This is a genomic window from Streptomyces tanashiensis (assembly GCF_014648895.1).
GTDB classification, from domain to species: domain Bacteria; phylum Actinomycetota; class Actinomycetes; order Streptomycetales; family Streptomycetaceae; genus Streptomyces; species Streptomyces tanashiensis.
Genome location: NZ_BMRZ01000007.1, coordinates 131,769 through 155,453 on the forward strand (window position 1 = coordinate 131,769; position 23,685 = coordinate 155,453).

The window sequence follows — 23,685 nt, forward strand, 5'->3', positions numbered from 1 at the left end:
CAGGGGAATCCCCGGTCGATCAAGTGAGCGACCGGGGATTCTCGCCATCCGAACGGTTCAGAGGCGGGAGATCTCGTCCACCAGGTCGTCCAGACCCAGCGGGCCCTGGGAGAGCGCCGCCATGTGCCAGGCCTTCGCGTCGAACGCCTCGCCGTGCGCCGCCCGCGCGTTGGCGCGGCCGAGCAGCCAGGCGCGTTCGCCCAGCTTGTAGCCGATGGCCTGGCCCGGCATCGACAGATAGCGGGTCATCTCGCTCTCCACGAACGACGGCGGGCGGCTGCTGTGCAGCTGGAAGAACTCCTGGGCGAGCTCCGGCGTCCACCGCTCGCCCGGATGGAAGGGCGACTCCGCGGGGATCTCCAGGCCGAGGTGCATGCCGATGTCCACGATCACCCGGCACGCGCGCATCATCTGGCCGTCGAGGTAGCCGAGGCGCCGCTCCGCGTCGGGCAGGAAGCCCAGCTCGTCCATCAGGCGCTCCGCGTACAGCGCCCAGCCCTCCGAGTTCGCGCTGACCTTGCCGATGGTCGCCTGGTAGCGCGAGAGCCGGTCGGCGACGTGCACCCACTGCGCGAGCTGGAGGTGATGGCCGGGCACGCCCTCGTGGTACCAGGTCGACACCAGGTCGTACACCGGGAAGCGGGTCGTGCCGTCGACGGGCAGCCAGGTGCGGCCGGGGCGCGAGAAGTCCTCGGACGGACCGGTGTAGTACGGCGCGGCGGCGCCGCCCGGCGGGGCGATCCGGGACTCCACCCGCCGTACGCGGTCGGCGAGTTCGAAGTGAAGGCCGTCGAGCGCCTCGATGGCCTCGTCCATGAGCTCCTGGAGCCAGACCCGGACCTCCTCCACGCCCTCGATGTGCGTGCCGTGCTCGTCGAGGTGGGCGAGCGCCTCCCAGGGGCCCGCGCCCGGCAGGATCCGCTCGGCCTCGGTCCTCATCTCGCCGAGGAGACGGTGGTACTCGGTCCAGCCGTACGCGTACGCCTGGTCGAGGTCCAGGTCGGTGCCGTTGAAGAAGCGGGTCCAGCGCTGGTAGCGCTCGCGACCCACCGTGTTCGGCGCGCCGGCGACGGCCGGCGCGTACACGTCCCGCATCCAGTCCCGCAGCGCCTCGACGGCCGCGGTGGCCCCCTTCGCTGCCGCCGCGAGCTCGGTCCTCAGCTCCTCCGGGAGCGTGGCCGGGCCGGCGGCGGCGAACTCCTCGAACCAGCCCGGCCCCCCGCCCGCCCCGCCCGCCCACTCGGTGAGCTGCTCGACGAAGGTGGCGGTGGGGCGCGGCCCGCCGTGGAGCTTGCGCTCCAGGCCCAGCGCGAGCGCGGCGCGGTACCCCTCGAACGCGTCCGGGACCGCGCGCAACCGGGCGGCGACCGCCGTCCAGTCCTCCTCGGTCTCCGTCGGCATCACGGTGAAGACGATGCGGACGCTGTGCGCGGGCGAGCGCATGTTGCTGACCGTGCAGAGGTTCTCCTCGGCCTCGTGCATGGCGAGTTCCGCCGTCAGCCGCTCCCGCAGCAGCCGGGCACAGCGCCGCTCGGCATCGCTGTCCGCACCCGGAGTCCGCTCCGCATCGTCGAGCCGGGCGAGCGTGCGGCGGGCGAGCTCGGCCACCGCCCGCTGCCCGGCGGGCGAGAAGTCCGGCAGCCGTCCGGCGCTCTCCTTGACTCCCAGGTACGTACCGGTGATCGGGTCGAGGGCGATGAGTGCGTCGACGTGGTCGTCGGCGACCTGGCGGGGCAGCGGGCTGCTGGAAGTGTCTGGCATGGGGGTCATCCTGGCGTCTCCGGCGAGCCGCGTCACCCACGTCCGGCCTCAGTCGGCTGACAAGGAAGGGCCGGGAGAGGGCGGCAGAAGAGGGCCGCACTCCCACTGCTGGAAGATCAGCCGGGTCTCCACGCGGGCCACCTCGCGGCGCGAGGTGAACTCGTCGAGGACGAGACGCTGCAGGTCGGCGGGGTCCGCCACGGCCACGTGCACCAGGTAGTCGTCGGGCCCCGTGAGGTGGAAGAGCGCCCGGGACTCGGGCAGGGCGCGGATCCGGTCGACGAACGGACCGATCAGTTCACGCCGGTGGGGGCGTACCTGGACGAGAAGGAGCGCTTCGAGCCCGCGCCCGAGTTTGGCCGGATCTAGTCGTAGCTGGTGTCCGAGGATCACGCCCGTGCGGCGCAGCCGCGCCACCCGGTCGAGGCAGGTGGAGGGTGCGACGCCGACCTCGGCGGCGAGTTCGCGGTACGTGCTCCGGGCGTCGTTCTGCAGGAGGCGAAGAATGTGCAGATCGACCGCGTCCAGTACGACAGAATCGGCCATCTGGCGAACGTAGCACGGCGATTTCCCGCTACTTCCCGGTATCCGTTCACAGTGCCGCCATGGACGCCATGGATCACGGCCTCTCGGTCACCCCGAGGGCCCTTGCCACCGAAGCCGTGCACGCCGGCCGCGAAGACCTCGCCGGACTCGGGGTGCACGCCCCGCCGCTCGACCTGTCCACCACCTACCCCTCGTACGACGCCCGGGCCGAGGCCGCCCGGATCGACGAGTTCGCCACCACCGGCGCCCGGCTCGACGGCCCGCCCGTCTACGCCCGGCTCGACAACCCGACGGTGGCCCGCTTCGAGGAGGCCCTCGCCCGCCTGGAGGGCGCCGAGGCCGGCGTCGCCTTCGCCAGCGGCATGGCCGCCCTCACCGCCGTGCTCCTCGCCCGGGCGAGCCAGGGCCTGCGCCACGTCGTCGCGGTCCGCCCGCTCTACGGCTGCAGCGACCACCTCCTCGACGCCGGGCTGCTCGGCACCGAGGTGACCTGGACCGACCCGGCGGGCATCGCCGACGCGATACGGCCCGACACCGGGCTCGTCATGGTGGAGTCGCCCGCCAACCCGACCCTCGCCGAGGCCGACATCCGGGCCATCGCCCACTCCTGCGGCTCCGTCCCGCTCCTCGTCGACAACACCTTCGCCACGCCGGTGCTCCAGCGCCCCGTCGAGCTGGGCGCCCGCATCGTGCTGCACAGCGCGACCAAGTACCTGGGCGGCCACGGCGACGTCATGGGCGGGATCGTCGCCTGCGACGAGGAGTTCGCCCGTACCCTCCGGCAGGTCCGCTTCGCCACCGGCGGAGTGCTCCACCCCCTCGCCGGCTACCTGCTGCTGCGCGGTCTCTCCACCCTCCCGGTACGGGTCAGGGCGGCGTCCTCCTCGGCGGCGGAGCTGGTCCGACGGCTCGCCACCGACCCCCGCATCGCCCGCGTGCACTACCCGCGGATCGGCGGCGCGATGATCGCCTTCGAGGTGTACGGGGACCCGCACGACGTCATCGCCGGGGTGCGCCTGATCACCCCGGCGGTCAGCCTCGGCAGCGTCGACACCCTCATCCAGCACCCGGCCTCCATCAGCCACCGGATCGTGGCCGAGGGAGACCGGCGCTCGGCGGGCGTCAGCGACCGGCTCCTCCGGATGTCCGTCGGTCTGGAGGACGTCGAGGACCTGTGGCGCGACCTGACCCAGGCGCTCAGCGCTCCGCCCGCCGGGCCCCTTCGTGCGGCTGCTCCTGGGTCCGAGCGGCCGGTCGCGGTGCCGGGGCCAGCCGCGCGGTGATCACCAGGGTGCCCTCCTCGATCTGGTAGTCGAGGGGGAGGTTCAGCGCCCGCATCGCGGCCACCATCCCCGTGTTGGAGGACTGCGTCACGGCGTACACGCTGTCGCAGCCGGTCTCCTCGGCCATCGCCACCAGCCGGCCGAGGAGCTCGGAGCCGATGCCGCGCCGCTGCCAGTCGTCCTCGACCATCAGCGCGACCTCCGTCTCGTCGCCGTCCCAGAGCAGATGGCCGAGGGCGACGAGACGGCCCGAGGCCGTCTGGACGGCGAGGGTGCGGCCGAAGCGGGGGCTGAGCAGGTGGTCGAGGTAGCGGTCGGCGTCCCCGACCGGGCCGTGGTAGCGCAGGCCCAGGGTGCGGGCCGAGCAGCGGTCGTGCATGGCGCGCGCGGCGGCCAGGTCGCGCCGGTCGGCGCGGCGGACGGTGATCTCGTTCCCCTCGGGCAGGGTGAGGACGTCCTGGCTGCGCGGGACGCGGGGGCCGAGCCGTGCGTCGAGCTCGACGAGGGCGCGGGCCCGGGCGAACTCGGTCGGGGTGAAGGGCAGATGGGGCCGCTCGATGACGAGGGTGCCGCCGTGCGGGTCGCGCAGCCGCATCACGGTCTCCTCCAGGACGCCTTCGACCGGGGCCTGTTCGCCGGTGGGGCGGCCGGTCAGGGAGACGGCCGGCACGGAGTGGAGGGTGCAGCGGCCGAGGAGCTGGCGCAGCGCGAGCGGCAGTTCGGCCGCGTCGAGGGCGGTACGGGTGGCCAGGCCGAGGACCCGGGTGGGGGTGTCCACCAGGTCGTGGGCGTCGGCCCGCTCGGTCCAGGTGTCGCGGCCGCCGGCCGCCGCGGTCTCGCGGGCGAGGGCCTTCGCGGAGAGGTCTGCGGGGGCACGCAGCAGGAACTCGTCGACGGTGCCGTCGGCGAGCGGGTGGGTCTGGAGGGTGAGGATGTCCACGCCCAGACGGGCCAGGACCGTGCACAGCGCGGCGAGGCTGCCCGGGGTGTCCGCGACGGTGGTCCGCATCCGCCACAGCGTCGTCTCGACCGGCGGTCCGGACTCCTCCTCCGTCTCCTTGTCGTTCCGCGTGGACCCGGCCGCGGCCGGGAGGTCCGCGGTGGGGCGCCCGCCGGTGGCACCGGCGGGCGGGGCATGACTGGCATGTCCGTGCCTCCGCGCCCACCAGGTGTGGAACGCGGCGGTGGCGACCAGCGCGATCGCCGAGAAGACCAGGAGGTAGGGGCCGTCGGGGCCCTTGGCGATGGTCTTGGCGATCGTGTCGGCCACCACCACGGCGGTGAACAGGGCGGCGAGCTCGATCAGGTCGTGCCGCCAGTGGTGCGGGCGGCGGGTGCTCTTCGAAGACGTCACATCGGTCATGGCTTCACTGTGACCCAGCGGTGTTGCGTGATCACGAACGCTTTGTGACTGACGGGTTAAGCGCCGATCTGGCGGCTTAAAGGCCGATTCGGACCGGTTCTGTCAGAGACTGATCGACCCCTTGATGGAGTCCTGACCGGCCCCTTGGCGGAGTGCGCCCAGCAGCCGTCTGGCCTGCACCATCAGCTGCGAGGAACCCCGTCCCGCGGCGAGCGCGCCGAGCCCGGCGACCTCGCCGCCGGCCCCGCACCGCTCCACGCAGTCGGCGGCGACCGCGAGGACCTCGCCGAGCCCCCGCACCGGTTGCGCCGGGGCGAGCAGCTCGGGAAGCATCCCCGCCAGCACCGCCCAGACCGTCCCGTACGCGCCCGTGGTGGCCGCCGTCCGGGCCGCGTCCGCCACGCGGTTCGGCTTCACCGACCCCTCCGCGACCAGCCGGGCCAGCTCCGTGCCGAGCCCACCGGCGTCCAGCTCGCCCCTCGCCGCCAGTACGAGGACGGCGTCCACCGCGCGCAGCCGGTCGTCCGCGTCCACACAGCCGAGACCGAACGCCAGGGCCAGCAGCACCGCCCGCCCGACCGGACCGTCGGCCTCGGCCAGCGCGGTCAGCGGTTCGGTCGCGCCGCGCGAGTCCCCCTCGACAGAGGCCGCGAGGGTCGGCAGGAGACAGGCCGCGAACACCTCACGGTCGGCCGGCAGCACCGCGGCCCACTGCGCGCGGCTCTCGACCCAGTGGTGGCATCGGCGGGGGGTCGCCTCCAGGGCGCCGCCGAGCCACTGGAAGGCGGGCGGGAACTCCGCCCGCACCGCCGGACGCCCGCCCAGGTCGACCACGATCCGGTCGCTCGGCCAGAACCTCCGCGACGCCGGGTCCTCGTCCCGCCGGAGGAACCGCACGCCCGCCCCGACCGGACCGGCACCGGGCACGGCGCCGTCTCCTGCCGTCTCCGGCCGCAGCCAGTCGGCGAGCCTCCCTCCGGCCGGGGTGCCGAGCGCCGCCGCCTCCTCGGCCGCCCGTCCCGCCGACGGGTCGGCCCTCGCCACCCGGAGCAGCGCCTGCGCGAGATCGGACGGAGCCGGCTCGACACCCGCCTCCCGGTACTCCCGCAGCCGCTCCACCAGGACGAGCGGGTCGATCGCCCCGGTGTGCCGGGTCGGCGCCGCGAGGAGGAACGGCAGCGCGCCCGTGCCGACCAGACCGGCGGCCTCCCAGAGCCGGGCGTCGAGAACCCCCGACAGGGCCTGGTGGAGACAGCAGTCCGCGCCGGGCCCCTTCGTGCGGTGGAAGTCGACGAGCGCCGGGTTCAGCAGACCGAGAACACCCGCCAGCACCACATGGATCCCGTGGGCCTCGTGGGTGAAGTAGTGGGTCTGCTGCTCCCACCCGGCCGAGGGGAAGGCCGCACGGACGGCCTCCGCCACCGCCGCCCGGTCCCGGTGCGCGTGCCGCACCAGCCCGTCGAGCACCCGCTCGAACGCCACGGGCTCCTCCGAGAGCCCCTTCACCACCAGCTCCGCGACCAGTTCCTCGACGGTCGTCGCCGGGGGCGCGACCCGCTGTGCCTCCGGCACCGGCGGCAGGATCTCCTCGTACGGAAGGACCGCCTCGCGCGCCAGGTCCGCACCGAACAGCTCCTCGGCGGCCCGCCGGTGCGTCGGGCCCAGCAGCCCGGCCGCCTCGGCCAGCTCGCGCCGCACCCGCGCGTCCACCGCCGGCAGGTGCCGGCCGACCAGCGTGAGCGCCCGCTCCTGCACCTCCGTGTCCTCGTTCCCGAAGGCCTCCGTCACGGCGGGCAGCAGCTCCCCGGCCGCGCCGGGCTCCCGCGCCAGCACCTTGCCGACCAGCGCCAACTGGGCCCGTACGAGCTTCTTCTCGGTACGGAAGAGAACACCGGACGTCATCTCGGCCAGCGCCCCGACCGGCAGCGTCCCCGCCGAGGCGAGCTCCACCAGGACGTCCTGGGCGTACCCGGCGACCGGCGACGGCGCGTCGGCCGCGATCCCGACCCAGTCCGGGATCCGCTCCCGCAGCTCCTCCGCGTCCGGCACGAGCAGCCGCACCATCTCCAGCGGAAGCCGCAGGTTCCGGACGGGGCCGCCGCGCAGCAGCCGGGAGACGCACACGTCCAGGATCCGCGCGCGGTCCAGAACCCCCTCCCCGACGAGGACCAGCAGCGCCGAGGGCCAGTGCCGCGCCGGCCGCCGGCCGACCGGCCGGGTCAGCGGCTCCGGTGCCTCCGCCATGCCGAGCGCGTGCGCCACGAGCGCCGGCGCCTGCGGGTCCTCCCGGAGCCGCTCCACGAGCCGGTCGTCGGTGATGTGCCAGGTCCACCCGGTGACGTAACCGTCGGTCGGGGGAACGGCGTACCCGGAGCGGACGATCAGCCCGTGGAGCAGGGCGTAGCTGTGCTCCGCCACGGCCCGCCGCCCGGCGAGACGCCCCGCCAGATCCGCCGCCCACTCCGGGTCCCGGTCGCCCAGCGCCGCGAGGGCCAGGGGCTTGTCCTCCGCCCGGATCTGCAGGTCGCGCGCGCCGAGCCAGCTCGCGGCCGCCGCGGCCGTCGGCAGACAGCCGGCCCCCGCCACGTACAGCGCACCGCGGATGCGGTCCGGTACGTGCGGAGGTGTCGCCCACTTCCCGGCGCGCACCTCGGCGCGCAGTGCCTTCAGCCGGACGAGCGCGGCCTCGCGCGCGGCGGCGTCCAGTGGTTCCAGGAGCGCCGGCACCTCACCGGACTCACCGGCGCGCACCGCGGCGAGCAGCTTCTCGACACCGTTCTCCATCTCGTCCCCCATCCCGCTCCCCACTCCCGCCGCCCCGCCCGCCGGGGCACCGGCGGACGGCGGCGAGCGCCGGTACGGATCGCGTCATGGGTACGACGTTAGGCGCCCCCACTGACAATCACCTGGGCAGGAGCTACTGCCCCACCCGCCCCGGCTGGAGCACCTTGCTGAACAGCACCGTCCCGCCCTCGGCCCGCAGCCGTACCGTCAGCTCCCCGCTGTGGCCGTCGATGTCGACCTCGCCGAAGTACTGCGGGCTCTCCATCGGCGACAGGTTCGCCCGCTCCGGCGCCCGCACGAACACCCGCTCCGGGCCGAAGGTCGCGTCCAGCGCGTTCGCCGGGAACCCGCCCGCGGCCAGCGGCCCGGACACGAACTCCCAGAACGGGGCGAAGTCCTGGAAGGCCGCCCGCTCCGGCGCGTAGTGCTGTGCCGAGGTGTAGTGGACGTCCGCCGTCAGCCACACCGTGCCGGTGATCCGCCGGTGCTTCACGAAGCGCAGCAGCTCGGCGATCTGGAGCTCCCGGCCCAGCGGCGCACCCGGGTCGCCCTGCGCGATCGCCTCGAAGTTCGCGGCGCCGTCCGGGACGACCAGACCGATCGGCATGTCCGCCGCGAGCACCTTCCACACGGCCCGGGACGCGGCCAGCTCCCGCTTGAGCCAGGCCAGCTGCTCGGCACCGAGGATGCCGGTGGTGTCGTCGGCCTGCCGGCCGGGCGAGTTGGCGTTCCGGTACGAGCGCATGTCGAGCACGAACACGTCGAGCAGCGGCCCGTACCGCACGACCCGGTGCATCCGCCGCTCGCGCCCGTCCCCGCGCGCGTGGAGCGTGGAGACCGGGAAGTACTCGCCGAACGCGCGCGAGGCGCGGGCCGCGAGGACGTCCACGTCCTTCTCGGTGTAGCGGGCGTCGTCCAGGATCTGGCCCGGGTACCAGTTGTTGCGCACCTCGTGGTCGTCCCACTGCACCACCGACGGCACCTGCGCGTTGAACGCCCGGACGTTGTGGTCGAGGAGGTTGTAGCGGAAGTTGCCCCGGTACTCGTCGAGCGTCTCGGCGACCTTCGCCTTCTCCGGCGTCGTGACGTTCCGCCAGACCCGCCCGTCCGGCAGGGTCACGCTCGGCTGGATGACCCCGTCGGCGTAGATCGTGTCGCCGCTGCACAGGAAGAAGTCCGGGTCGAGCCGGCGCATCTCCTCGTAGGCGCGGAAGCCCCCGATGTCCGGGTTGATGCCCCAGCCCTGCCCCGCGATGTCGCCCGACCACAGGAAGCGCACCCCGTCGCGGCGCCGGTCCGGGGCCGTACGGAACGTGCCGAGGACCGGCTCGCCCGTCCGGCGCGGATCGTCCGGGTCGACGAGGGTGACGCGGTAGTGGATCTGCTCGCCCGCCGGCAGCCCGCGCAGGGCGGTCGTGCCGGTGAAGTCCGTGCCCGCGCCGATCAGCGGCCCCAGATGGCGGCGCGCGTGCCGGAAGGACTCGGTCGCCGAGGTCTCCACGAGCATCCGCGCGGGCCGGTCCGCACGCACCCACACCAGACCGGAGGAGGCCGTGACGTCACCCGCCTGCACGCCCCACTCGGCCCGGGGCCGGCCCGAGAGCGCGAACGCCGGGGCGGCGAGCCCGGTTCCGCCGAGGGTGAGCGCCGCCGACGCGGCCAGCGAGCCGCGCAGGACGCTGCGCCGCGCGGGGGAGGGCGAGGAGCCGGGCACGGGAAGGGACATGGAAACGCCTCCGGGGTCGGTCGTTCGGTCGAGGACGGTGCGCGCCGACCCGTGCCTGACGGCCGGGGTGCGCCTGCCCATGCCTAACGGCCGGGTGCGGCGCCCGCGCGAACCCCGCGTGAACAGATCGCCGTTCGGGCCTCTGGATCTCGGGCTTGCGGTCGCCCGGGCCCGAACTCCTCCTCCCGGATCCAAGATCCAGTATCCGAATTCCGAATATGGGACCCAGGATCCTGGATCCGATATTCGGATGCTGGATCTTGGATCCAGTCACCCGTTCCCCAACGCCCCCGACACCAGCCGGATCCCCGTCGCGATCACCGAGGGCGCCAGGTGCGCGTACCCGATGACGAGCCGTACGTCCCCGTCCGAGGGCCGCGCGGTGCCGTACTCCTCCAGGGGCCGCAGTGCCACCCCCGCCTCCGCCGCCCGCGCGAGGAACCGCTCCGGGGGCCCGAACCGCCCCGGTACGCGCGCGATGACGTGGAGTCCGGCCGCGATGCCGCTCACCCGGGTGCCGGGCAGGTGATCCGCGAGCGCGGCCAGCAGCGCGTCCCGCCGCTCCCGGTAGGCGCGTTGGCAGCGGCGCAGCTGCCGGTCGTACCCGCCCCGCGTCACGAACTCCGCGAGGACGGCCTGGTCGAGCGCGGGATTGCCGAGGTCCATCGTCCGCTTGCGCTCGACGACCTCGTCGAGCAGCGCCTCGGGGACGAGCATCCAGCCGAGCCGCAGCCCCGGAGCGAGCGACTTGCTGACCGAGCCCGCGTACGCGACCCGCTCCGGGTCGAGGCCCTGGAGCGCGCCGACGGGGGCACGGTCGTAGCGGAAGTCGCCGTCGTAGTCGTCCTCCAGGACGTACCCGTCGACCGCGCGCGCCCAGTCGAGGAGCGAGGCCCGGCGCTCCGCCGACCAGCTGATGCCGGACGGGAACTGGTGCGAGGGCGTGACCACCACGGCCCGCACCCCGGAGCCGGCGAGCGGCCCCGGCCGCAGCCCCTCCTCGTCCAGCGGCAGCCACACCGTCTCCATGCCGGTCGAGGCGAACAGCCGCCCGTGCTCCGGGCTGCCGGGGTCCTCGATCCCGATCCGGCGCAGCCCGCGCGCGTGCAGCACGAATCCGAGCAGCGTCGACGCCTGCGCCACGCCCGAACAGACCACGAGCCGCTCCGGATCGGCCACCACACCCCGGCGCCGCGTCAGCAGCGCGGCCAGCGCCTCGCGCAGTGCGGGCAGCCCGCGCGGGTCCGGGTAGCCGAGCGCCGCGTGGGGGAGTGCGGCGAGCACGGACCGCTGTGCCGCCGCCCAGGCGCTCCTCGGGAACAGCGACAGGTCGGGGGTCCCCGGGCGGAAGTCCACCCGGACGCCGGGCGCCCCGGCGGACAGGTCGCGGGCCCCGCGCACGGCCGCCCTGGCCGCGCCGCCCACCCAGGTTCCCGCACCCCGGTCGCTGCGGAGGTAGCCCTCGGCCGTCAGCTGCTCGTACGCCTCGGTGACGAGCCCCCGTGAGACGCCCAGGTCGGCCGCGAGTTCGCGGGTCGACGGCAGCCGCGTCCCGGCCGGGAGCCGCCCCGAACGCACCGCGCCGCGCAGCGCCTCCTGCAGGGCCCGCCCCCGCCGCCGCGCCGGAGCGCCGGCGGCCGGCAGCAGCAGTTCCCACGCGGCCTGCCCCTCGCCCCTCATGTCCCATGGCCCTTCTCGCCGTGCCGGGCCGGGAGTCCGTCGATCAGTCCCGGTCGGGGTCCATGATGCCGAGGCCGCCGGTGGGCTCGTGGCGCACGTCCACGGAGAGGTGTCCGGACAGTGCGCGGAGGAAGTCGGGCGCGTCGAAGATCGCGCCGGCCGAGGCGACTCCGGTCGTCCGGGTCCGGCCGGTGAGGATCCGGTGGACCGCCTCCACCGCGAGCGGCGCCGTGACGGCGTAGATGTCCTGGCCGGCGGCGACCGCCCGGCGTTCCGTGTCCCCGGAGCGCACGACGACGTCCACCAGGAAGGTCTGCGCGGACCGGCCGCGCGCGTCGACGGCGGTCGGTGCCGACGCGTCCGGCGCCGACAGGTCCTGGGCCGCGTCGACCGCCATGTACGTGCGGACCTCGGGCACCGCCAGGTGGCTGGGGACGGTCACGACGTCGGCCATCGTGAACTCGCCGATGACGGGCCGGGTGCCCAGGGGGGCGGGGAAGGGCCACTCCTGGACCGGGAGGGCGTCGTCGTGGTACTCGAGCCGCCCGCCGGTGTGGCGGACGTGCCGGCCGTTCCGCCGCTCCCGGGAGACCTTGCCGGCCGCGAGGGTGCCGGCGGTGGGGTGCCAGCTGCTCAGCCCGTACGCGACGTGCACCTCGTCGGCCGCCGTCCAGTCGCCCATGGCCGTGGTGGCGAGGAGGTCGCCGAGGCCTCCGTAGAAGGCCATCGCGGGGACGACGACCGTCCCCGCGGCGCGGGCCCGGTCGGCGAAGCGCGCGAAGGTGTCGGCGTTGGCCTCGATCTCGGCCGCCACGTCCACGTACGGGATCCCGGCGCGCAGCGCGGCCTCGATCACCGGGGCACCGGTCACGGCGAACGGCCCGGCGCAGTTGACGACGGCCGCCGCGCCCGCCAGCGCCCGGTCGAGCGAGGCCGGGTCGTCGACCGAGGCCGGGCGGACGTCGAGCCCCTCGTGGGAGGCGGCGAGCTCCCGCAGCCTGTCGGCGTCGCGGCCGGAGAGCGCCGGGACGTAGCCCCGCTCGAGCAGCTCCGCCACCACGAAGCGCCCGGTGTGACCGTAGGCGCCGAACACCACGACCGTCTGACCCGATTCCATGACTTCTCCCGCGTTCCCGTTTATCGAATCTTCAACTACCCACATCCTGGCGCCCGGTGGGGATCGCCGCGAGTGTCCGGAACGCCATGCCCCGTACAATTACGGACATGGGTACGCTCGCGCTGGCCGTCACCGACGGCATGCTGCACTTCGAACTCTCCCTCGCGTACGAGGTCTTCGGCTCCCCGCCGTCCGCTGTGGCCGTCCCCTGGTACGACGTGACCGTCTGCGGACCGGGACCCGTCCAGGTCGAGCGGTTCCGCCTGGAACCCGACCGGGGGCTCGACCGGCTCCCGTACGCGGACACCGTGATCGTCCCCGGCTGGGCCGACGTCGACGAGGAGCCGCCCGCCGACCTGGTCGACGCGGTGCGCGCGGCCCACGACGCGGGCGCGCGCGTGGCCTCCCTGTGCACGGGCGCGTTCGTCCTGGCCGCCGCCGGGCTGCTCGACGGCCGCCGCGCCACCACGCACTGGGCGCACACCGAGGTCCTGGCCGAGCGGTACCCCCGGGTCGAGGTCGACCCCGACGTGCTCTACGTCGACAACGGCCGGGTGCTCACCTCCGCCGGCAAGGCCGCCGCGATGGACCTCTGCCTGCACCTCGTCCGCCTCGACCACGGCTCGGCCGTCGCCAACACGGTCGCCCGCCGCCTGGTCGTGCCCCCGCACCGGGACGGCGGCCAGGCCCAGTTCGTCACCGCCCCCGTGCCCACCCGGGAGGACCACCCGCTCACCGAGCTGCTGCCCTGGGCCGTCGAACGGCTCGGCGAGCCGCTGACCGTGGAGGACCTGGCCCGCCGGGCGCGGATGAGCTCCCGCCACCTGGGCCGCCACTTCCGCGCGGCGACCGGCACCACCCCGCTGCAATGGCTCCTCACCCAGCGGATCCGCCGCGCCCAGGAGCTCCTGGAGGCCACTGACGACAGCGTCGACGCCATCGCGGAAGCGACCGGCATGGGCACCGCCACGACCCTCCGCCGGCACTTCAACCGCACGGTCGGCGTGCCCCCGGACACCTACCGCCGCACCTTCCGCTCCCGCACCCGCCCCGCGCCGGACGGGTGAGGGCAGGGGTGCAGGACTGCATTCCTGCGACACGGCCCGGCTGCCGGCGTGCGGCCCTGCCCGGCCCCAGGGGTGGCCCGAGACCCACCCGTGACCTGCGGAAAGATCAACGACGGGGGTTTCCGCCGGTTTCGCCGCCACGCGCACAGGATCGTCACCGAAACGACATACCGAGTGGTCGGAATCCCCTTACGCGGGGGCTATACCCATGAGTAACGTACGCGGACCACCAGCGCCACCCGCCCGTCCCCGGGGCGGCAAGGAGCAAGATCGATGTCGTACCACCAGTCTTTCCCCGGCCCACCGCCCATACCCCAGCACCCGAATGCCGGGCGGCACCGCCAAGAGGCGGCGTCGCAGTCCTGGGAGGGTGGATCGCCGTCCTGGGGCGCCGATCCACAGGCAGCCCGGTACTCGTCCCCGCGAGCGTGGGACTCCTCGCCACAGGGCTGGGACTCCGCGCAGCAGCCCTGGGGGGACGCGGCCCCGCAGCCGCAGCCGCAGCCGCCCGCCGCCGGCGACGATCGTGATGATCTGCACCGGCTCGGATCGGCTTACCGCAGGCTCCGCCGCGTCGCCACCTTCACCGCGCTCGGCTACTTCGCCGTCTTCCTCCTCCTGTCCGGCTACGCCCCCTCGATGATGACCGGCAACATCACCGGTGGTCTCACCATCGGTCTGGTCCTGGGGCTCCTCCAGCTGCCCGTGGCGCTGGCTGCGATCGCGCTGTACGAGCGGATCGCGCGCAACCGCGTCGACCCACTCGCCGCGACGATCCGCGAACGAGCCGAGCAGGCGGCCGCGGCAGCCGCGCCCCCGCCGGAGCGCCAGAGCCGCTCCGGACGTCCCGTGTGGAAGCAGCCCACCGGAGGTGCGCGCGCATGACCAGCTTCAGCTCCGAGGCCCAGACCATGTCGCTGATCGCGTTCATCGCGGTCATCACCGTCACGCTGCTGCTGTGCGTGATGACCGGCCCCGACCGTGACGACCTGGGCGATTTCTACACCGGCTACCGCTCGCTCTCCCCCGTGCAGAGCGGCCTCGCGATCGCCGGCGACTACATCTCCGCCGGCACCGTGCTGGGCACCATCGGCATCATCGCGCTCGTCGGCTACGACGGCGTCACGCTCGCCCTGAGCACCGCGCTCTCGCTGGTCCTGATGATGTTCCTGCTCGCCGAACCGCTGCGTAACGCCGGCCGGTTCACGATCGGCGACGTCCTCACCCGGCGTCTCCCCGGCCCCGCCGTGCGGATCACCACGGCCGCGGTCACCCTGACCGCACTGCTGCCGCTGGTGGTCTTCCAGCTCGCGGGCGCCGGCGATCTCCTCTCCGTCGTCCTCGGCTTCCACTCCGACGGCTTCAAGACCGGGGCGATCGTCTTCCTGGGCCTGCTGATGATCGCGTACGCGGCGATCGGCGGCATGAAGGGCACCGCCTTCATCCAGATCGTCAAGACCGTCGCCCTGTTCGGCGCGTCCCTCGCGATCGCCGCGCTCATCCTCAACCGCTTCGACTTCAGCCTGCCCTCCCTGCTGGACGCCGCCAAGCGCGGCAGCGGGGCGGGAGACGCCTATCTCGCCTCCGGTCTGCAGTTCGGCGGCAACGAACTCGACATGATCAGCACTCAGTTGACGGTCGTGCTCGGCGCCGCGGTGCTGCCGCAGATCACCATGCGCATGTTCACCGCGCGCAGCGCGGCAGCCGTGCGGCGCTCGATGTCCTGGGCGGTGTCGACCGTCGTCGTGACCTGTCTGCTGATCGCCGTCATCGGCTTCGGCGCGGCGGCGATCGTCGGCCGCCAGGAGATCGTCGCCGGTGACCCGCAGGGCAAGACAGCGTTCCTCATGGTCAGCCAGGCCGTCATGGGCACGGACCAGACGACCTTCGAGACGCTGCTGTTCACGGTCGTGTCGACAGCCATCTTCCTCACCCTGCTGGCCTCGGTCGCCGGGATCACCCTCGCCTGCGCCAACACCCTGGCGCACGACCTCATCACGCACGGGTTGCGCCGCAAGGCGCAACTGAAGGGCTCCGTGGAGATGGCCATCGCCCGGACCGCCGCGGCGGGCGTCGGGTTCGTGGCGATCGCGATCGCCGCCGGTGCACGGCATCTGAACCTTCAGGCACTGCTCACCCTGTCGTTCTGCATCGGCGCGTCCGCGGTCGCACCGGCCCTCGTCTACAGCCTCTTCTGGCGCCGCTACTCCCGAACGGGACTTCTCTGCACCCTCATCGTGGGCAGCGCCTCCGCGTTCATCCTCATGACCGGCAGCAACCTGGTGTCCGGATCGCCCCAGGCGATCTTCCCCGACCAGGACTTCAACTGGTTCCCGTTCACCACGTCGGGCATCCTCTCGGCCCCGCTGGGCTTCCTCGCGGGCTGGCTCGGCACGGTGCTCCGCGAACGTGACCCGGCCGACCAGCGCATGGGGTACGAAGCGGTGGAGGAGATGATCCTGGCCGGCGCCCCCGCGGCGAACAGCGCCTCCGCGTCCTGACGCGTACGCCCCGACGAAAGGGCGCCCGGCCTGAAGTTCCAGGCCGGGCGCCCTCTCGGCTGTCCCGAAGTGTCCAGGGGGTGTCGTGTCGATCAGGCCGGGCTCGCGCGCCCGGCGCTCCGAAGTGGTCCCCGATGGCGCGACGGAAGTGGACCTTCAACGGGGCCGCGCCGCTTCCTAGCGTCGGAGGCATGAACGCGAACGCCCTGCGCGGGGTCCTCCTGGTGACCCTCGCCTACGCCCTCGTCGGTGCCTCCTTCACCGCCAACAGCCTGCTCGGCTCCTACCCGTACGCGGGTGGACAGGCGCTCCGCTACGGCGCCGCCTGTCTGCTCCTCCTCCCGCTGCTCGGCCGCGGCGGACTCGCTCCGCTGCGGCTCCTGACCACCCGTCACTGGCTGCGGCTGGCCGCCCTGGCGGCCGTCGGCATGGTCGGCTTCAACCTCGCCGTCCTCGCCGCCGAGCGGACCGCCGAACCCGCCGTCCCCGGCGTCCTGGTCGGCTGCGCCCCGGTGGTCGTCGCCGTCCTGGTCCCGCTGACCGAGGGCCGCAGGCCCGCTCCCGCCGTGCTGTACGGGGCGCTGCTCGTCGCCGCCGGCGCCTTCACCGTGCAGGGCTGGGGGCGTACCGACCTGGCCGGGATCGGCTGGTCGGTGGCGGCCCTCGCGGGCGAGGTGGGCTTCACCGTCCTCGCCGTCCCGGTCCTCAGGGTGCTTGGGCCGAAGCTGCTCACGGCGGCCGTGTGCGGGATCGGTGCGGCCGAGGCGGCGCTCGTCGGCCTGGCCGTGGACGGCGCCGGGCTCGTGCGGATGCCGACGGCCGTGGAGGCGGGCGCCCTGGTCTGGCAGGCGGCCCTGGCCACGGTCGTCGGATTCGTCCTCTTCTACATGGGTGTCCAGCGCGTCGGTATGGAGAGGGCCACTCTCTACACCGGGGCGATCCCGATCGCCGCCGCTCTGAGCGCCGCCCTGGTCGGAGGCGCCGCCTTCGGCCTCCCGCAGGCGGCCGGCAGTCTCCTCGTGGGCGCCGGCGCCGCCCTGGGGACCGGCCTGTTCACGCGGTCGGCCCGCCAGGTCTCAGCGGCTGCCGTCCAGGATCACGCGTGCGACCAGGGCCGGGTCGTCGTTCATCGGCACATGGCCGCAGCCGGGCAGCCGGACCAGGCGCGCGGCGGGCAGGGTGTGCTTGGCGCGCACGCCCTGGCGGCGCAGCAGCAGCCGGTCGCGGGTGCCCCAGGCGACGGTGACGGGGACCGCGGGGACGTCGTCGCGGAAGAGGGCGGTCCGGCCCGCGGCCAGGGTCTGGTGGAAGCCGGCGGCCTTGCGCAGCGCGAGCGTCTCGGCGACGACGGCCTCGGGTGACCGGCGGCCGGGCCGCGCGTAGATGGTGCTGGTGAGCACGGTGCGCCCGGCGGCCGTACGCGAGAGGCGCTCGATCGCCGGCACGGGCAGCGACAGGGCGGCGCCGCGCATGGCGCGCAGCGTCCCGAAGGCGTACCGCCGCTCGGCCTCCGACCAGAAGCCCGCGGGGGAGAGGGCGGTGACCGAGCGCACCAGCTTCTCCCGGCCGAGCTCCAGGGCGAGCAGCCCGCCCAGGGAGTTCCCGGCGACGTGCGGACGCTCGAAGCCGACGGCCTCGCAGAAGGCGCCGAGCACGGGGACGACGGTGGACAGGTCGTAGGGGACGCCCTCCGGCAGCCCGTCGGAGGCCCCGAAGCCGGGCAGGTCGGCGGCGATCACCTCGCGCTCGGCGGCGAGAATGTCGAGGACGGGCTCCCAGGCCTGCCAGTGGTGCCCGATGCCGTGGAGCAGCAGCAGGGGTTCGCCCGCGCCCCGCCGTTCGTACGTCATGGACGTGGTGCGGGGACCCGCCGGGGTCTCGATCGTGAACGCGATCCGTGCGGGCATGCGGGCTCCTCGCTTCCTCGTGGACGGCACGCCGGTGGTGGACTCCCTCCGGAGCGCCGTCGCGGGCCCCGTCTTTAGACGACCCGTCAGTAACAATTACCGCTCAGTAGCCAGGAGTTCAAGACGGGGGCCGGAAACTGGACAGGGCCGGTGTCGTGGGCTGGGATGGGCGGGTGCCCACCGACACCACCGACACCCTGACCGAACTCTTCGAGGAGCACCGTCCGATGCTCCTCGGCGTCGCCTACCGGATGCTCGGCCGCACCGCCGACGCCGAGGACGTCGTCCAGGAGGCCTGGCTGCGCTGGACCGCCGCGGACCGGGCCGCCGTCCGCGAGCCGCGCGCCTTCCTCGTACGGATCACCACGAGGCTCGCCATCGACCGGCTCCGCCAGGCGCAGGCGCGCCGCGAGTCCTACGTCGGCCCCTGGCTCCCCGAGCCCCTCGTCACCGACTTCGGCCCCGCCACCCCCGACAGCGCCGAGCGCGCGCTGCTCGCCGACTCCGTCTCCCTCGCGGTCCTCGTGGTGCTCGAATCCCTCTCCCCCCTGGAGCGGGCCGTCTTCGTGCTGCGCGAGGCCTTCGGCTTCCCGTACGGAGAGATCGCCACCGCCCTCGACCGCACCGAGGCGGCCGTGCGCCAGCTCGCCGGGCGCGCCCGGCGCCACGTCGACGAGGGCAGGCCGCGCTACGACGTCGACCCGGCCGAGCGCCGCGACCTCACCGAGCGCTTCCTCTCCGCCGCCGCCGGCGGCGATCTCGGCGAGCTCCTCGCGCTCCTCGCCCCCGACGTCCGGCTCGTCGGCGACAGCGGAGGCAAGTCCAAGGCGCCGCTGCGGATCATCGAGAGCGCCGACAAGGTCGGCCGCTTCCTCGCCGCCGTCACCCAGGGCGCGGACGCCGCCTTCGAGGTGCGCTTCCTGGAGCTGAACGGCGCTCCCGCCGTGCTCGTCCTCGCCGACGGGAAGCCCGACTCCGTCTTCCAGGTCGAGCTGCGCGACGGACTCGTCCAGTGCGTCTACATCATCCGCAACCCCGACAAGCTCCAGGGCCTCGCCGATCCCGCCGAGGTCTGACCGCGATCACGCCATTCGGCTCGATCTCGCCCCGTCTCCCCTCCCGGGAGGCGGGGCCTTTTGCTGCGCGGGGCTCACAAGGGCGCGAACGTCCTGTGAACGATCTAGGTCAGAGGGTCACATTCAGGGGCGTTCGACGGAGGATTGGTCTTGACCAAGGGGGTGGCTCGCCTTATGGTCGCAGAGTTAGTGCAGGAACCTTTAATAAACAAGGGCGCGGAAAAACGCCGCGGGACACGGCGAATTGCGGAGGATCAGGGTGGGGACCACGCAGCTGGCATCGGTACCGGAGCCGAAGTACCAGCACCTCAAGACAGTCATCGGCGAAGCGCTCGACTCGGACTTCGCCGTCGGGGAGATCCTGCCCAACGAGCGCGAGCTCGCGGCGCGCTTCGGCGTCGCCCGTGCCACGCTCCGCCAGGCCCTGGAGCAGCTGGAGCTGGAAGGGCGCCTGCAGCGCCGCCGCGGCGTCGGCACCACGGTCGCCCCGCCGCGCGTCGGCGTCGACGTCTCCACCACCCAGCACGCCTGGCCCGGTGTCGGCGACGACGCCTGGCAGCCCCAGGACTCCGCGGCCGACGTGGCCCCGGCCGCCGTCGCGCGCGTCCTGGAGACCGGCACCGACGAGCAGGTGCACGTCGTGCGCCGCCTCCGGATCAGCCAGGGCCAGCCGGTCGCGGCCGAGCTGCTCTACGTGCCGGCCGGATCCGTCCCGGGCCTCAGCGCCATCGACGCGCCCGCCGGCCCCGCCCGCGCCCGCGCCGTCCTCCGTGAACTCCAGCACCTCGTCCTCGACGGGCAGGACCGCTCCGTGGAGCTCGGCTCCGCCCGCGCCGACGACGCCAAGGAGCTCGACCGGCTGCCGGGCGCGCCCGTCCTCGTCGTGACGACCCGCTACCTCTCCGCCGGGCGCACCGCCGCCGTCTCCGTGGCCACCTACCGCGCCGACACCTGCCGCCTCACCTTCGGCGACTCCGTCGACCTGGTCATGGCCTCGTAGGACGCGGTCCACCCACCGCCGACAGACGCCGGCCCGTCGCCAGGAGTACTCCTAGCGGCGGGCCGTCACCGTGCCGTCGACGGCGAAGAGCTGCTCCTCGACATGGTCGAGGGCCAGCCGCAGGGCGCCCGTGCCCACCGCGGCCTCGCCGAGCAGGGACAGCACCACCCGGGGCGGCCGCAGACAGAACCGCGCCAGCTCCTCGCGCAGCGGCTGGAGCACCCCGTCGAGGCCGGCCGCCCAGCCGCCGACCACCACCAGCTCGGGGTCGATGGCGAGCACCAGGGCCGCCACGTCGTGCACGAGGCGCTGGATGAACCGCTCCACCGCGGCCTCCGCGCGCGCGTCGCCCTTGCGGGCCAGCGCGAAGACCTCGGCGACCGCCTGCTCGTCCAGCGGGTGCAGCGGCTCGTCCGTGGTCGAGAGGAGATGCTCGGGGGTGACGCCCCGGCCCAGCAGGTGCAGGGCGCCGATCTCCCCGGCCGCCCCGCCGAAGCCGCGGTGCAGCCGGCCGCCGATCAGCGACCCGGCACCGGGGCTGAGGCCTGCGAGGACGAAGACGATGTCGTCGGAGTCGGTCGCGGCACCCTTCCAGTGCTCGGCGACGGCCGCCGCGTTGGCGTCGTTCTCCACGATCACCGGGCAGCGGAAGGAGCGCCTCAGGCGCTCGCCGAGCGCCAGGCCCGTCCAGCCGGGCAGCGCCGTACCGAGACGCACCGTGCCGTCGGCCTCCACGATGCCGGGCGTGCCGACGCCGACGGCCCGCAGATTGGACCGGGCGACGCCGGCCCTGCGCAGCACGTCGGCCACGACCGTACGCACCCGGTCCAGGCGCTCGTCCTCGGGCGCCGTCTCCGACACCTCGCGGGACCCGGCGCCGATGATGCGCCCGTCCAGACCGGACAGCAGGGCCGCCACACGGTGCGGACCGATCTCGATGCCCAGCAGATGGCCGGCCTCGGCGCGGAAACGGAACCTCCGTGCCGGACGTCCCTGCCGCCGTGCCTCACCCTCCTCGGGCGCCGCCTCGACGACGAGACCGCCCTCCATCAGGCCCTCGACGACCCCCTCGACCGTGGGCCGCGACAGGCCCGTGATCCGGGTCAGATCCGTGAGCGTGGGCGCGTCGGCGCCCCGCAGCGCATGGAGTACCACTGCGGAGTTGATCCGCCGCAGCAGAGACGGATCCCCGCCGGTCAGCCGCCCCACAGTAAGTCCTCCCAGCTCGTGCGCCTCTCCGGCGGATGGTACTCAATGGGCCCGGTCGCGGCGAGTGCCGCCCCCGGCACGCACCGGATCCGGCGCCCCCGCACCCGGACCGCGCACCGCTCCCGGGGTCCGGCCCGTTCCTGACGCCACGCCAACTGTCAGTGGTGGGGGCTTTACTGGAGCCATGACCACGGCAGATCATCTGGCGGCGATCGACTTACTCAGGGCCCGGGGATTCGACGGCGGCCAGGACCACCACCTGGCGGAGCTCGCGACCAGCGAGGACTTCTGGGAGGACGACGGCACGCGGCGCCCGGTCGTCGAGGACCAGTACGAAGCGGAACGGGACGGGCTCGGCGCCCTGCTCACCGCGCGCTGGGGTGAGCCCCGGGAGGTCGACCTGTGGCCCGTCCTGGAGCGGAGCATGGAGGGCGAGCCGATACCCGAGCCCTGGTCCACCCTCAGCTGCCACACCCCCGACCTGCGCCTGTGGCGGGCCGACGGACTCTGGATCGGCCTCGGCGTCTCCCAGTGGGACAAGGAACTGCCGTTCCAGCTCCTCGCCGTACTCACCACCGTCGACCCGCCGACGGAGGTGTGAGCCGCCGCCCGCTCAGGCGTCGTGGGCGTCCGGGACCCCGGCGGCCTCCCGGAGGCGGGCGTACTCCTCGGCCATCGTCGCCGCCGTCCAGTGCGCGTTGAGGCCGCTCGGGTTGGGCAGCGCCCAGACCCGGGTGGATCCGATCATGCGCTCCTGCGGCCCGATCGCGGCCTTCGGCTCGCCGAAGGCCGTGCGGTACGCGGTGACGCCAACGACCGCGAGCCAGCGTGGCGCCAGCCGCTCCACCTTCCCGACGAGGATCCGGCCGCCCTCCCGGTACTCCTCGGCCGTCAGCTCGTCGGCCCGCGCGGTCGCCCGTGCCACCACGTTCGTGATCCCGAGCCCGTACGACAGGAGCTCGTCCTGCTCGTCCGGGCGCAGCTGCCTCGGGGTGAACCCGGACAGGTGCAGCACCGGCCAGAAGCGGTTGCCCGGCCGGGCGAAGTGGTGGCCCGTCGCCGCCGTCATGAGACCCGGGTTGATCCCGCAGAACAGCACGGAAAGGCCGCCCGCGGCCACGTCGGGAACGACGCGGTCGCGGGCGGCCTCCAGCTGCTCCTTGGTGAACCGGGGAGTCCCGGTCAGAGGATCGCGCCGGGGGTGTAGGCGGCGGCCTCCGGGTGCTGCTTGAGGATCTCCTCGATGCGGGAGACCACGGACGCGACCTGGTCGGCGGCGGCGCCCGTGAAGGACAGCTTGTCCGCCATCAGCTCGTCGAGCTGCGCCCGGTCCAGCGGGATCCGCTCGTCCGCGGCCAGCTTGTCGAGGAGCTCGTTCTGCACGGTGCCCTGCTCGCGCATGGCGAGGGCGGAGGCGACGGCGTTCTCCTTGATGGCCTCGTGGGCGACCTCGCGGCCGACGCCGGCGCGGACGGCACCCATGAGGACCTTGGTGGTCGCCAGGAAGGGCAGGTAGCGGTCGAGCTCGCGGGCGACGACGGCCGGGAAGGCGCCGAACTCGTCGAGCACGGTGAGGAAGGTCTCCAGGAGGCCGTCCAGCGCGAAGAAGGCGTCCGGCAGCGCGACCCGGCGGACCACGGAGCAGGACACGTCGCCCTCGTTCCACTGGTCGCCCGCCAGCTCGCCGGTCATCGAGGCGTAGCCGCGCAGGATGACCATGAGGCCGTTCACGCGCTCGCAGGAGCGGGTGTTCATCTTGTGCGGCATCGCCGAGGAGCCGACCTGGCCGGGCTTGAAGCCCTCGGTGACCAGCTCGTGGCCCGCCATCAGACGGATCGTCTTGGCGATCGAGGAGGGCGCGGCGGCCAGCTGCACCAGCGAGGTGACCACGTCGTAGTCGAGCGAGCGCGGGTAGACCTGGCCGACCGAGGTGAAGGCGTGCGCGAAGCCGAGGTGACCGGCGATCCGCTGCTCGAGCTCGGCGAGCTTGCCGGCGTCGCCGCCGAGCAGGTCCAGCATGTCCTGCGCGGTGCCGACCGGGCCCTTGATGCCGCGCAGCGGGTAGCGGCCGAGCAGCTCCTCCAGGCGGGCGTACGCCACGAGCAGCTCGTCCGCCGCCGTCGCGAAACGCTTGCCGAGGGTGGTCGCCTGGGCCGCCACGTTGTGCGAGCGGCCGGCCATGACCAGCTCCGCGTACTCGGCGGAGAGCTTGCCGAGGCGGGCGAGGACGGCGACCGTACGGTCCCGCATGAGCTCCAGGGAGAGCCGGATCTGCAGCTGCTCGACGTTCTCGGTGAGGTCGCGCGAGGTCATGCCCTTGTGGACGTGCTCGTGGCCGGCGAGGGCGTTGAACTCCTCGATCCGGGCCTTCACGTCGTGCCGGGTGACCTTCTCGCGCTCGGCGATGGAACCGAGGTCGACCTGGTCGAGAACGCGCTCGTAGTCGGCGAGGGCGGCGTCCGGAACCTCGATCCCGAGGTCCTTCTGCGCACGCAGCACGGCGAGCCACAGCTGACGCTCCAGCTTCACCTTCTGCTCGGGGGACCAGAGGACGGCGAGCTCCGCGGAGGCGTAGCGGCCGGCCAGAACGTTGGGGATGCGGGGCTTCGCAGTCACAGCAGTCACGTGGACAGAGTTTACTGGTGGTTTCTGCAGGCCAGCGCCA

Annotated in this window: 18 protein-coding genes and 1 pseudogene; 8 read left to right on the plus strand and 11 right to left on the minus strand. The window is 73.8% G+C overall.

Annotated elements, in window-relative coordinates; translation table 11 throughout:
• Positions 1–57: 57 nt before the first annotated feature.
• Together IE237_RS22190 and IE237_RS22195 are read right to left on the minus strand one after the other, a co-directional pair.
• The gene (locus IE237_RS22190) at positions 58–1,761 is read right to left on the minus strand and encodes a DUF885 domain-containing protein (protein WP_189803816.1); all 1,704 of its coding nucleotides are present in this window, start codon (positions 1,759–1,761) and stop codon (positions 58–60) included.
• 48 nt (positions 1,762–1,809) lie between these two features.
• Entirely contained in the window at positions 1,810–2,307 is a 498-nt protein-coding gene (locus IE237_RS22195; protein WP_030686247.1) for an Lrp/AsnC family transcriptional regulator, read from the minus strand.
• A 59-nt stretch (positions 2,308–2,366) separates the two neighbouring features.
• Here IE237_RS22195 and IE237_RS22200 point away from each other — a divergent pair, with 59 nt between their 5' ends.
• The gene (locus IE237_RS22200) at positions 2,367–3,590 is read left to right on the plus strand and encodes a trans-sulfuration enzyme family protein (protein WP_189803817.1); all 1,224 of its coding nucleotides are present in this window, start codon (positions 2,367–2,369) and stop codon (positions 3,588–3,590) included.
• Here IE237_RS22200 and IE237_RS22205 read toward each other — a convergent pair.
• From IE237_RS22205 to IE237_RS22225, 5 genes are all read right to left on the minus strand, one after another.
• Positions 3,505–4,953, minus strand: a complete 1,449-nt coding sequence (locus IE237_RS22205; RefSeq protein WP_370468242.1) for a GNAT family N-acetyltransferase — start codon at positions 4,951–4,953, stop codon at positions 3,505–3,507. The genes IE237_RS22200 and IE237_RS22205 overlap by 86 nt on opposite strands.
• A gap of 102 nt (positions 4,954–5,055) precedes the next feature.
• On the minus strand, positions 5,056–7,749 hold the full coding sequence (locus tag IE237_RS41380; protein ID WP_189803818.1) for a DUF7824 domain-containing protein: 2,694 nt from the start codon (positions 7,747–7,749) through the stop codon (positions 5,056–5,058).
• 121 nt (positions 7,750–7,870) lie between these two features.
• A complete protein-coding gene (locus IE237_RS22215; protein ID WP_189803819.1) occupies positions 7,871–9,463 on the minus strand; it encodes an alkaline phosphatase D family protein in 1,593 nt (530 codons plus the stop codon).
• Positions 9,464–9,733: 270 nt separating this feature from the next.
• Positions 9,734–11,143 carry a MocR-like pyridoxine biosynthesis transcription factor PdxR gene (gene pdxR / locus IE237_RS22220; RefSeq protein ID WP_189803820.1) on the minus strand — a complete coding sequence of 470 codons (1,410 nt, stop codon included), beginning with the start codon at positions 11,141–11,143 and terminating at the stop codon, positions 9,734–9,736.
• Between the two features lie 43 nt (positions 11,144–11,186).
• Positions 11,187–12,260, minus strand: a complete 1,074-nt coding sequence (locus IE237_RS22225) for a saccharopine dehydrogenase family protein (RefSeq protein WP_189803821.1) — start codon at positions 12,258–12,260, stop codon at positions 11,187–11,189.
• A gap of 107 nt (positions 12,261–12,367) precedes the next feature.
• On the opposite strand from IE237_RS22225, the gene IE237_RS22230 reads away from it, so the two are divergent.
• The 4 genes and pseudogenes from IE237_RS22230 to IE237_RS41795 all read left to right on the plus strand — a co-directional run.
• Positions 12,368–13,327 (plus strand): helix-turn-helix domain-containing protein, encoded by a 960-nt coding sequence (locus IE237_RS22230; RefSeq protein WP_189803822.1) that lies wholly within the window; start codon positions 12,368–12,370, stop codon positions 13,325–13,327.
• A gap of 273 nt (positions 13,328–13,600) precedes the next feature.
• A complete protein-coding gene (locus tag IE237_RS22235) occupies positions 13,601–14,212 on the plus strand; it encodes a DUF485 domain-containing protein (protein WP_189803823.1) in 612 nt (203 codons plus the stop codon).
• Positions 14,209–15,828: a sodium/solute symporter gene (locus IE237_RS22240; RefSeq protein ID WP_189803824.1), complete on the plus strand. Its 1,620-nt coding sequence runs from the start codon at positions 14,209–14,211 to the stop codon at positions 15,826–15,828. Before IE237_RS22235 ends, IE237_RS22240 begins: the two co-directional genes overlap by 4 nt.
• Positions 15,829–16,019: 191 nt before the next feature.
• Positions 16,020–16,424: pseudogene (locus tag IE237_RS41795) on the plus strand (EamA family transporter); the annotation flags it as partial.
• Between the two features lie 480 nt (positions 16,425–16,904).
• On the opposite strand, the gene IE237_RS22250 reads toward IE237_RS41795, so the two are convergent.
• Positions 16,905–17,735 carry an alpha/beta fold hydrolase gene (locus IE237_RS22250; RefSeq protein WP_189803825.1) on the minus strand — a complete coding sequence of 277 codons (831 nt, stop codon included), beginning with the start codon at positions 17,733–17,735 and terminating at the stop codon, positions 16,905–16,907.
• Between the two features lie 173 nt (positions 17,736–17,908).
• Here IE237_RS22250 and IE237_RS22255 point away from each other — a divergent pair, with 173 nt between their 5' ends.
• Both IE237_RS22255 and IE237_RS22260 read left to right on the plus strand, forming a co-directional pair.
• Entirely contained in the window at positions 17,909–18,811 is a 903-nt protein-coding gene (locus tag IE237_RS22255) for an RNA polymerase sigma-70 factor (RefSeq protein WP_268253708.1), read from the plus strand.
• Positions 18,812–19,070: 259 nt separating this feature from the next.
• On the plus strand, positions 19,071–19,811 hold the full coding sequence (locus tag IE237_RS22260; protein ID WP_189803826.1) for a GntR family transcriptional regulator: 741 nt from the start codon (positions 19,071–19,073) through the stop codon (positions 19,809–19,811).
• A 51-nt stretch (positions 19,812–19,862) separates the two neighbouring features.
• On the opposite strand, the gene IE237_RS22265 is transcribed toward IE237_RS22260, so the two are convergent.
• On the minus strand, positions 19,863–21,020 hold the full coding sequence (locus IE237_RS22265) for an ROK family transcriptional regulator (protein WP_189803827.1): 1,158 nt from the start codon (positions 21,018–21,020) through the stop codon (positions 19,863–19,865).
• A gap of 184 nt (positions 21,021–21,204) precedes the next feature.
• On the opposite strand from IE237_RS22265, the gene IE237_RS22270 reads away from it, so the two are divergent.
• The gene (locus IE237_RS22270; protein ID WP_189803828.1) at positions 21,205–21,621 is read left to right on the plus strand and encodes a hypothetical protein; all 417 of its coding nucleotides are present in this window, start codon (positions 21,205–21,207) and stop codon (positions 21,619–21,621) included.
• 12 nt (positions 21,622–21,633) lie between these two features.
• On the opposite strand, the gene mug is transcribed toward IE237_RS22270, so the two are convergent.
• Both mug and purB read right to left on the minus strand, forming a co-directional pair.
• A complete protein-coding gene (gene mug, locus IE237_RS22275; RefSeq protein ID WP_189803829.1) occupies positions 21,634–22,140 on the minus strand; it encodes a G/U mismatch-specific DNA glycosylase in 507 nt (168 codons plus the stop codon).
• 62 nt (positions 22,141–22,202) lie between these two features.
• Positions 22,203–23,645 carry an adenylosuccinate lyase gene (gene purB, locus IE237_RS22280; protein WP_179199748.1) on the minus strand — a complete coding sequence of 481 codons (1,443 nt, stop codon included), beginning with the start codon at positions 23,643–23,645 and terminating at the stop codon, positions 22,203–22,205.
• Positions 23,646–23,685: the final 40 nt, after the last annotated feature.

What these genes read in the sequence shown, in the direction of transcription:
- IE237_RS22190 (WP_189803816.1), bottom strand. Translation starts at nt 1,761, where the DNA reads ATGCCAGACACTTCCAGCAGCCCGCTGCCCCGCCAGGTCGCCGACGAC.
- IE237_RS22195 (WP_030686247.1), bottom strand. Translation starts at nt 2,307, where the DNA reads ATGGCCGATTCTGTCGTACTGGACGCGGTCGATCTGCACATTCTTCGC.
- IE237_RS22200 (WP_189803817.1), top strand. Translation starts at nt 2,367, where the DNA reads ATGGACGCCATGGATCACGGCCTCTCGGTCACCCCGAGGGCCCTTGCC.
- IE237_RS22205 (WP_370468242.1), bottom strand. Translation starts at nt 4,953, where the DNA reads ATGACCGATGTGACGTCTTCGAAGAGCACCCGCCGCCCGCACCACTGG.
- IE237_RS41380 (WP_189803818.1), bottom strand. Translation starts at nt 7,749, where the DNA reads ATGGGGGACGAGATGGAGAACGGTGTCGAGAAGCTGCTCGCCGCGGTG.
- IE237_RS22215 (WP_189803819.1), bottom strand. Translation starts at nt 9,463, where the DNA reads ATGTCCCTTCCCGTGCCCGGCTCCTCGCCCTCCCCCGCGCGGCGCAGC.
- pdxR (WP_189803820.1), bottom strand. Translation starts at nt 11,143, where the DNA reads ATGAGGGGCGAGGGGCAGGCCGCGTGGGAACTGCTGCTGCCGGCCGCC.
- IE237_RS22225 (WP_189803821.1), bottom strand. Translation starts at nt 12,260, where the DNA reads ATGGAATCGGGTCAGACGGTCGTGGTGTTCGGCGCCTACGGTCACACC.
- IE237_RS22230 (WP_189803822.1), top strand. Translation starts at nt 12,368, where the DNA reads ATGGGTACGCTCGCGCTGGCCGTCACCGACGGCATGCTGCACTTCGAA.
- IE237_RS22235 (WP_189803823.1), top strand. Translation starts at nt 13,601, where the DNA reads ATGTCGTACCACCAGTCTTTCCCCGGCCCACCGCCCATACCCCAGCAC.
- IE237_RS22240 (WP_189803824.1), top strand. Translation starts at nt 14,209, where the DNA reads ATGACCAGCTTCAGCTCCGAGGCCCAGACCATGTCGCTGATCGCGTTC.
- IE237_RS22250 (WP_189803825.1), bottom strand. Translation starts at nt 17,735, where the DNA reads ATGCCCGCACGGATCGCGTTCACGATCGAGACCCCGGCGGGTCCCCGC.
- IE237_RS22270 (WP_189803828.1), top strand. Translation starts at nt 21,205, where the DNA reads ATGACCACGGCAGATCATCTGGCGGCGATCGACTTACTCAGGGCCCGG.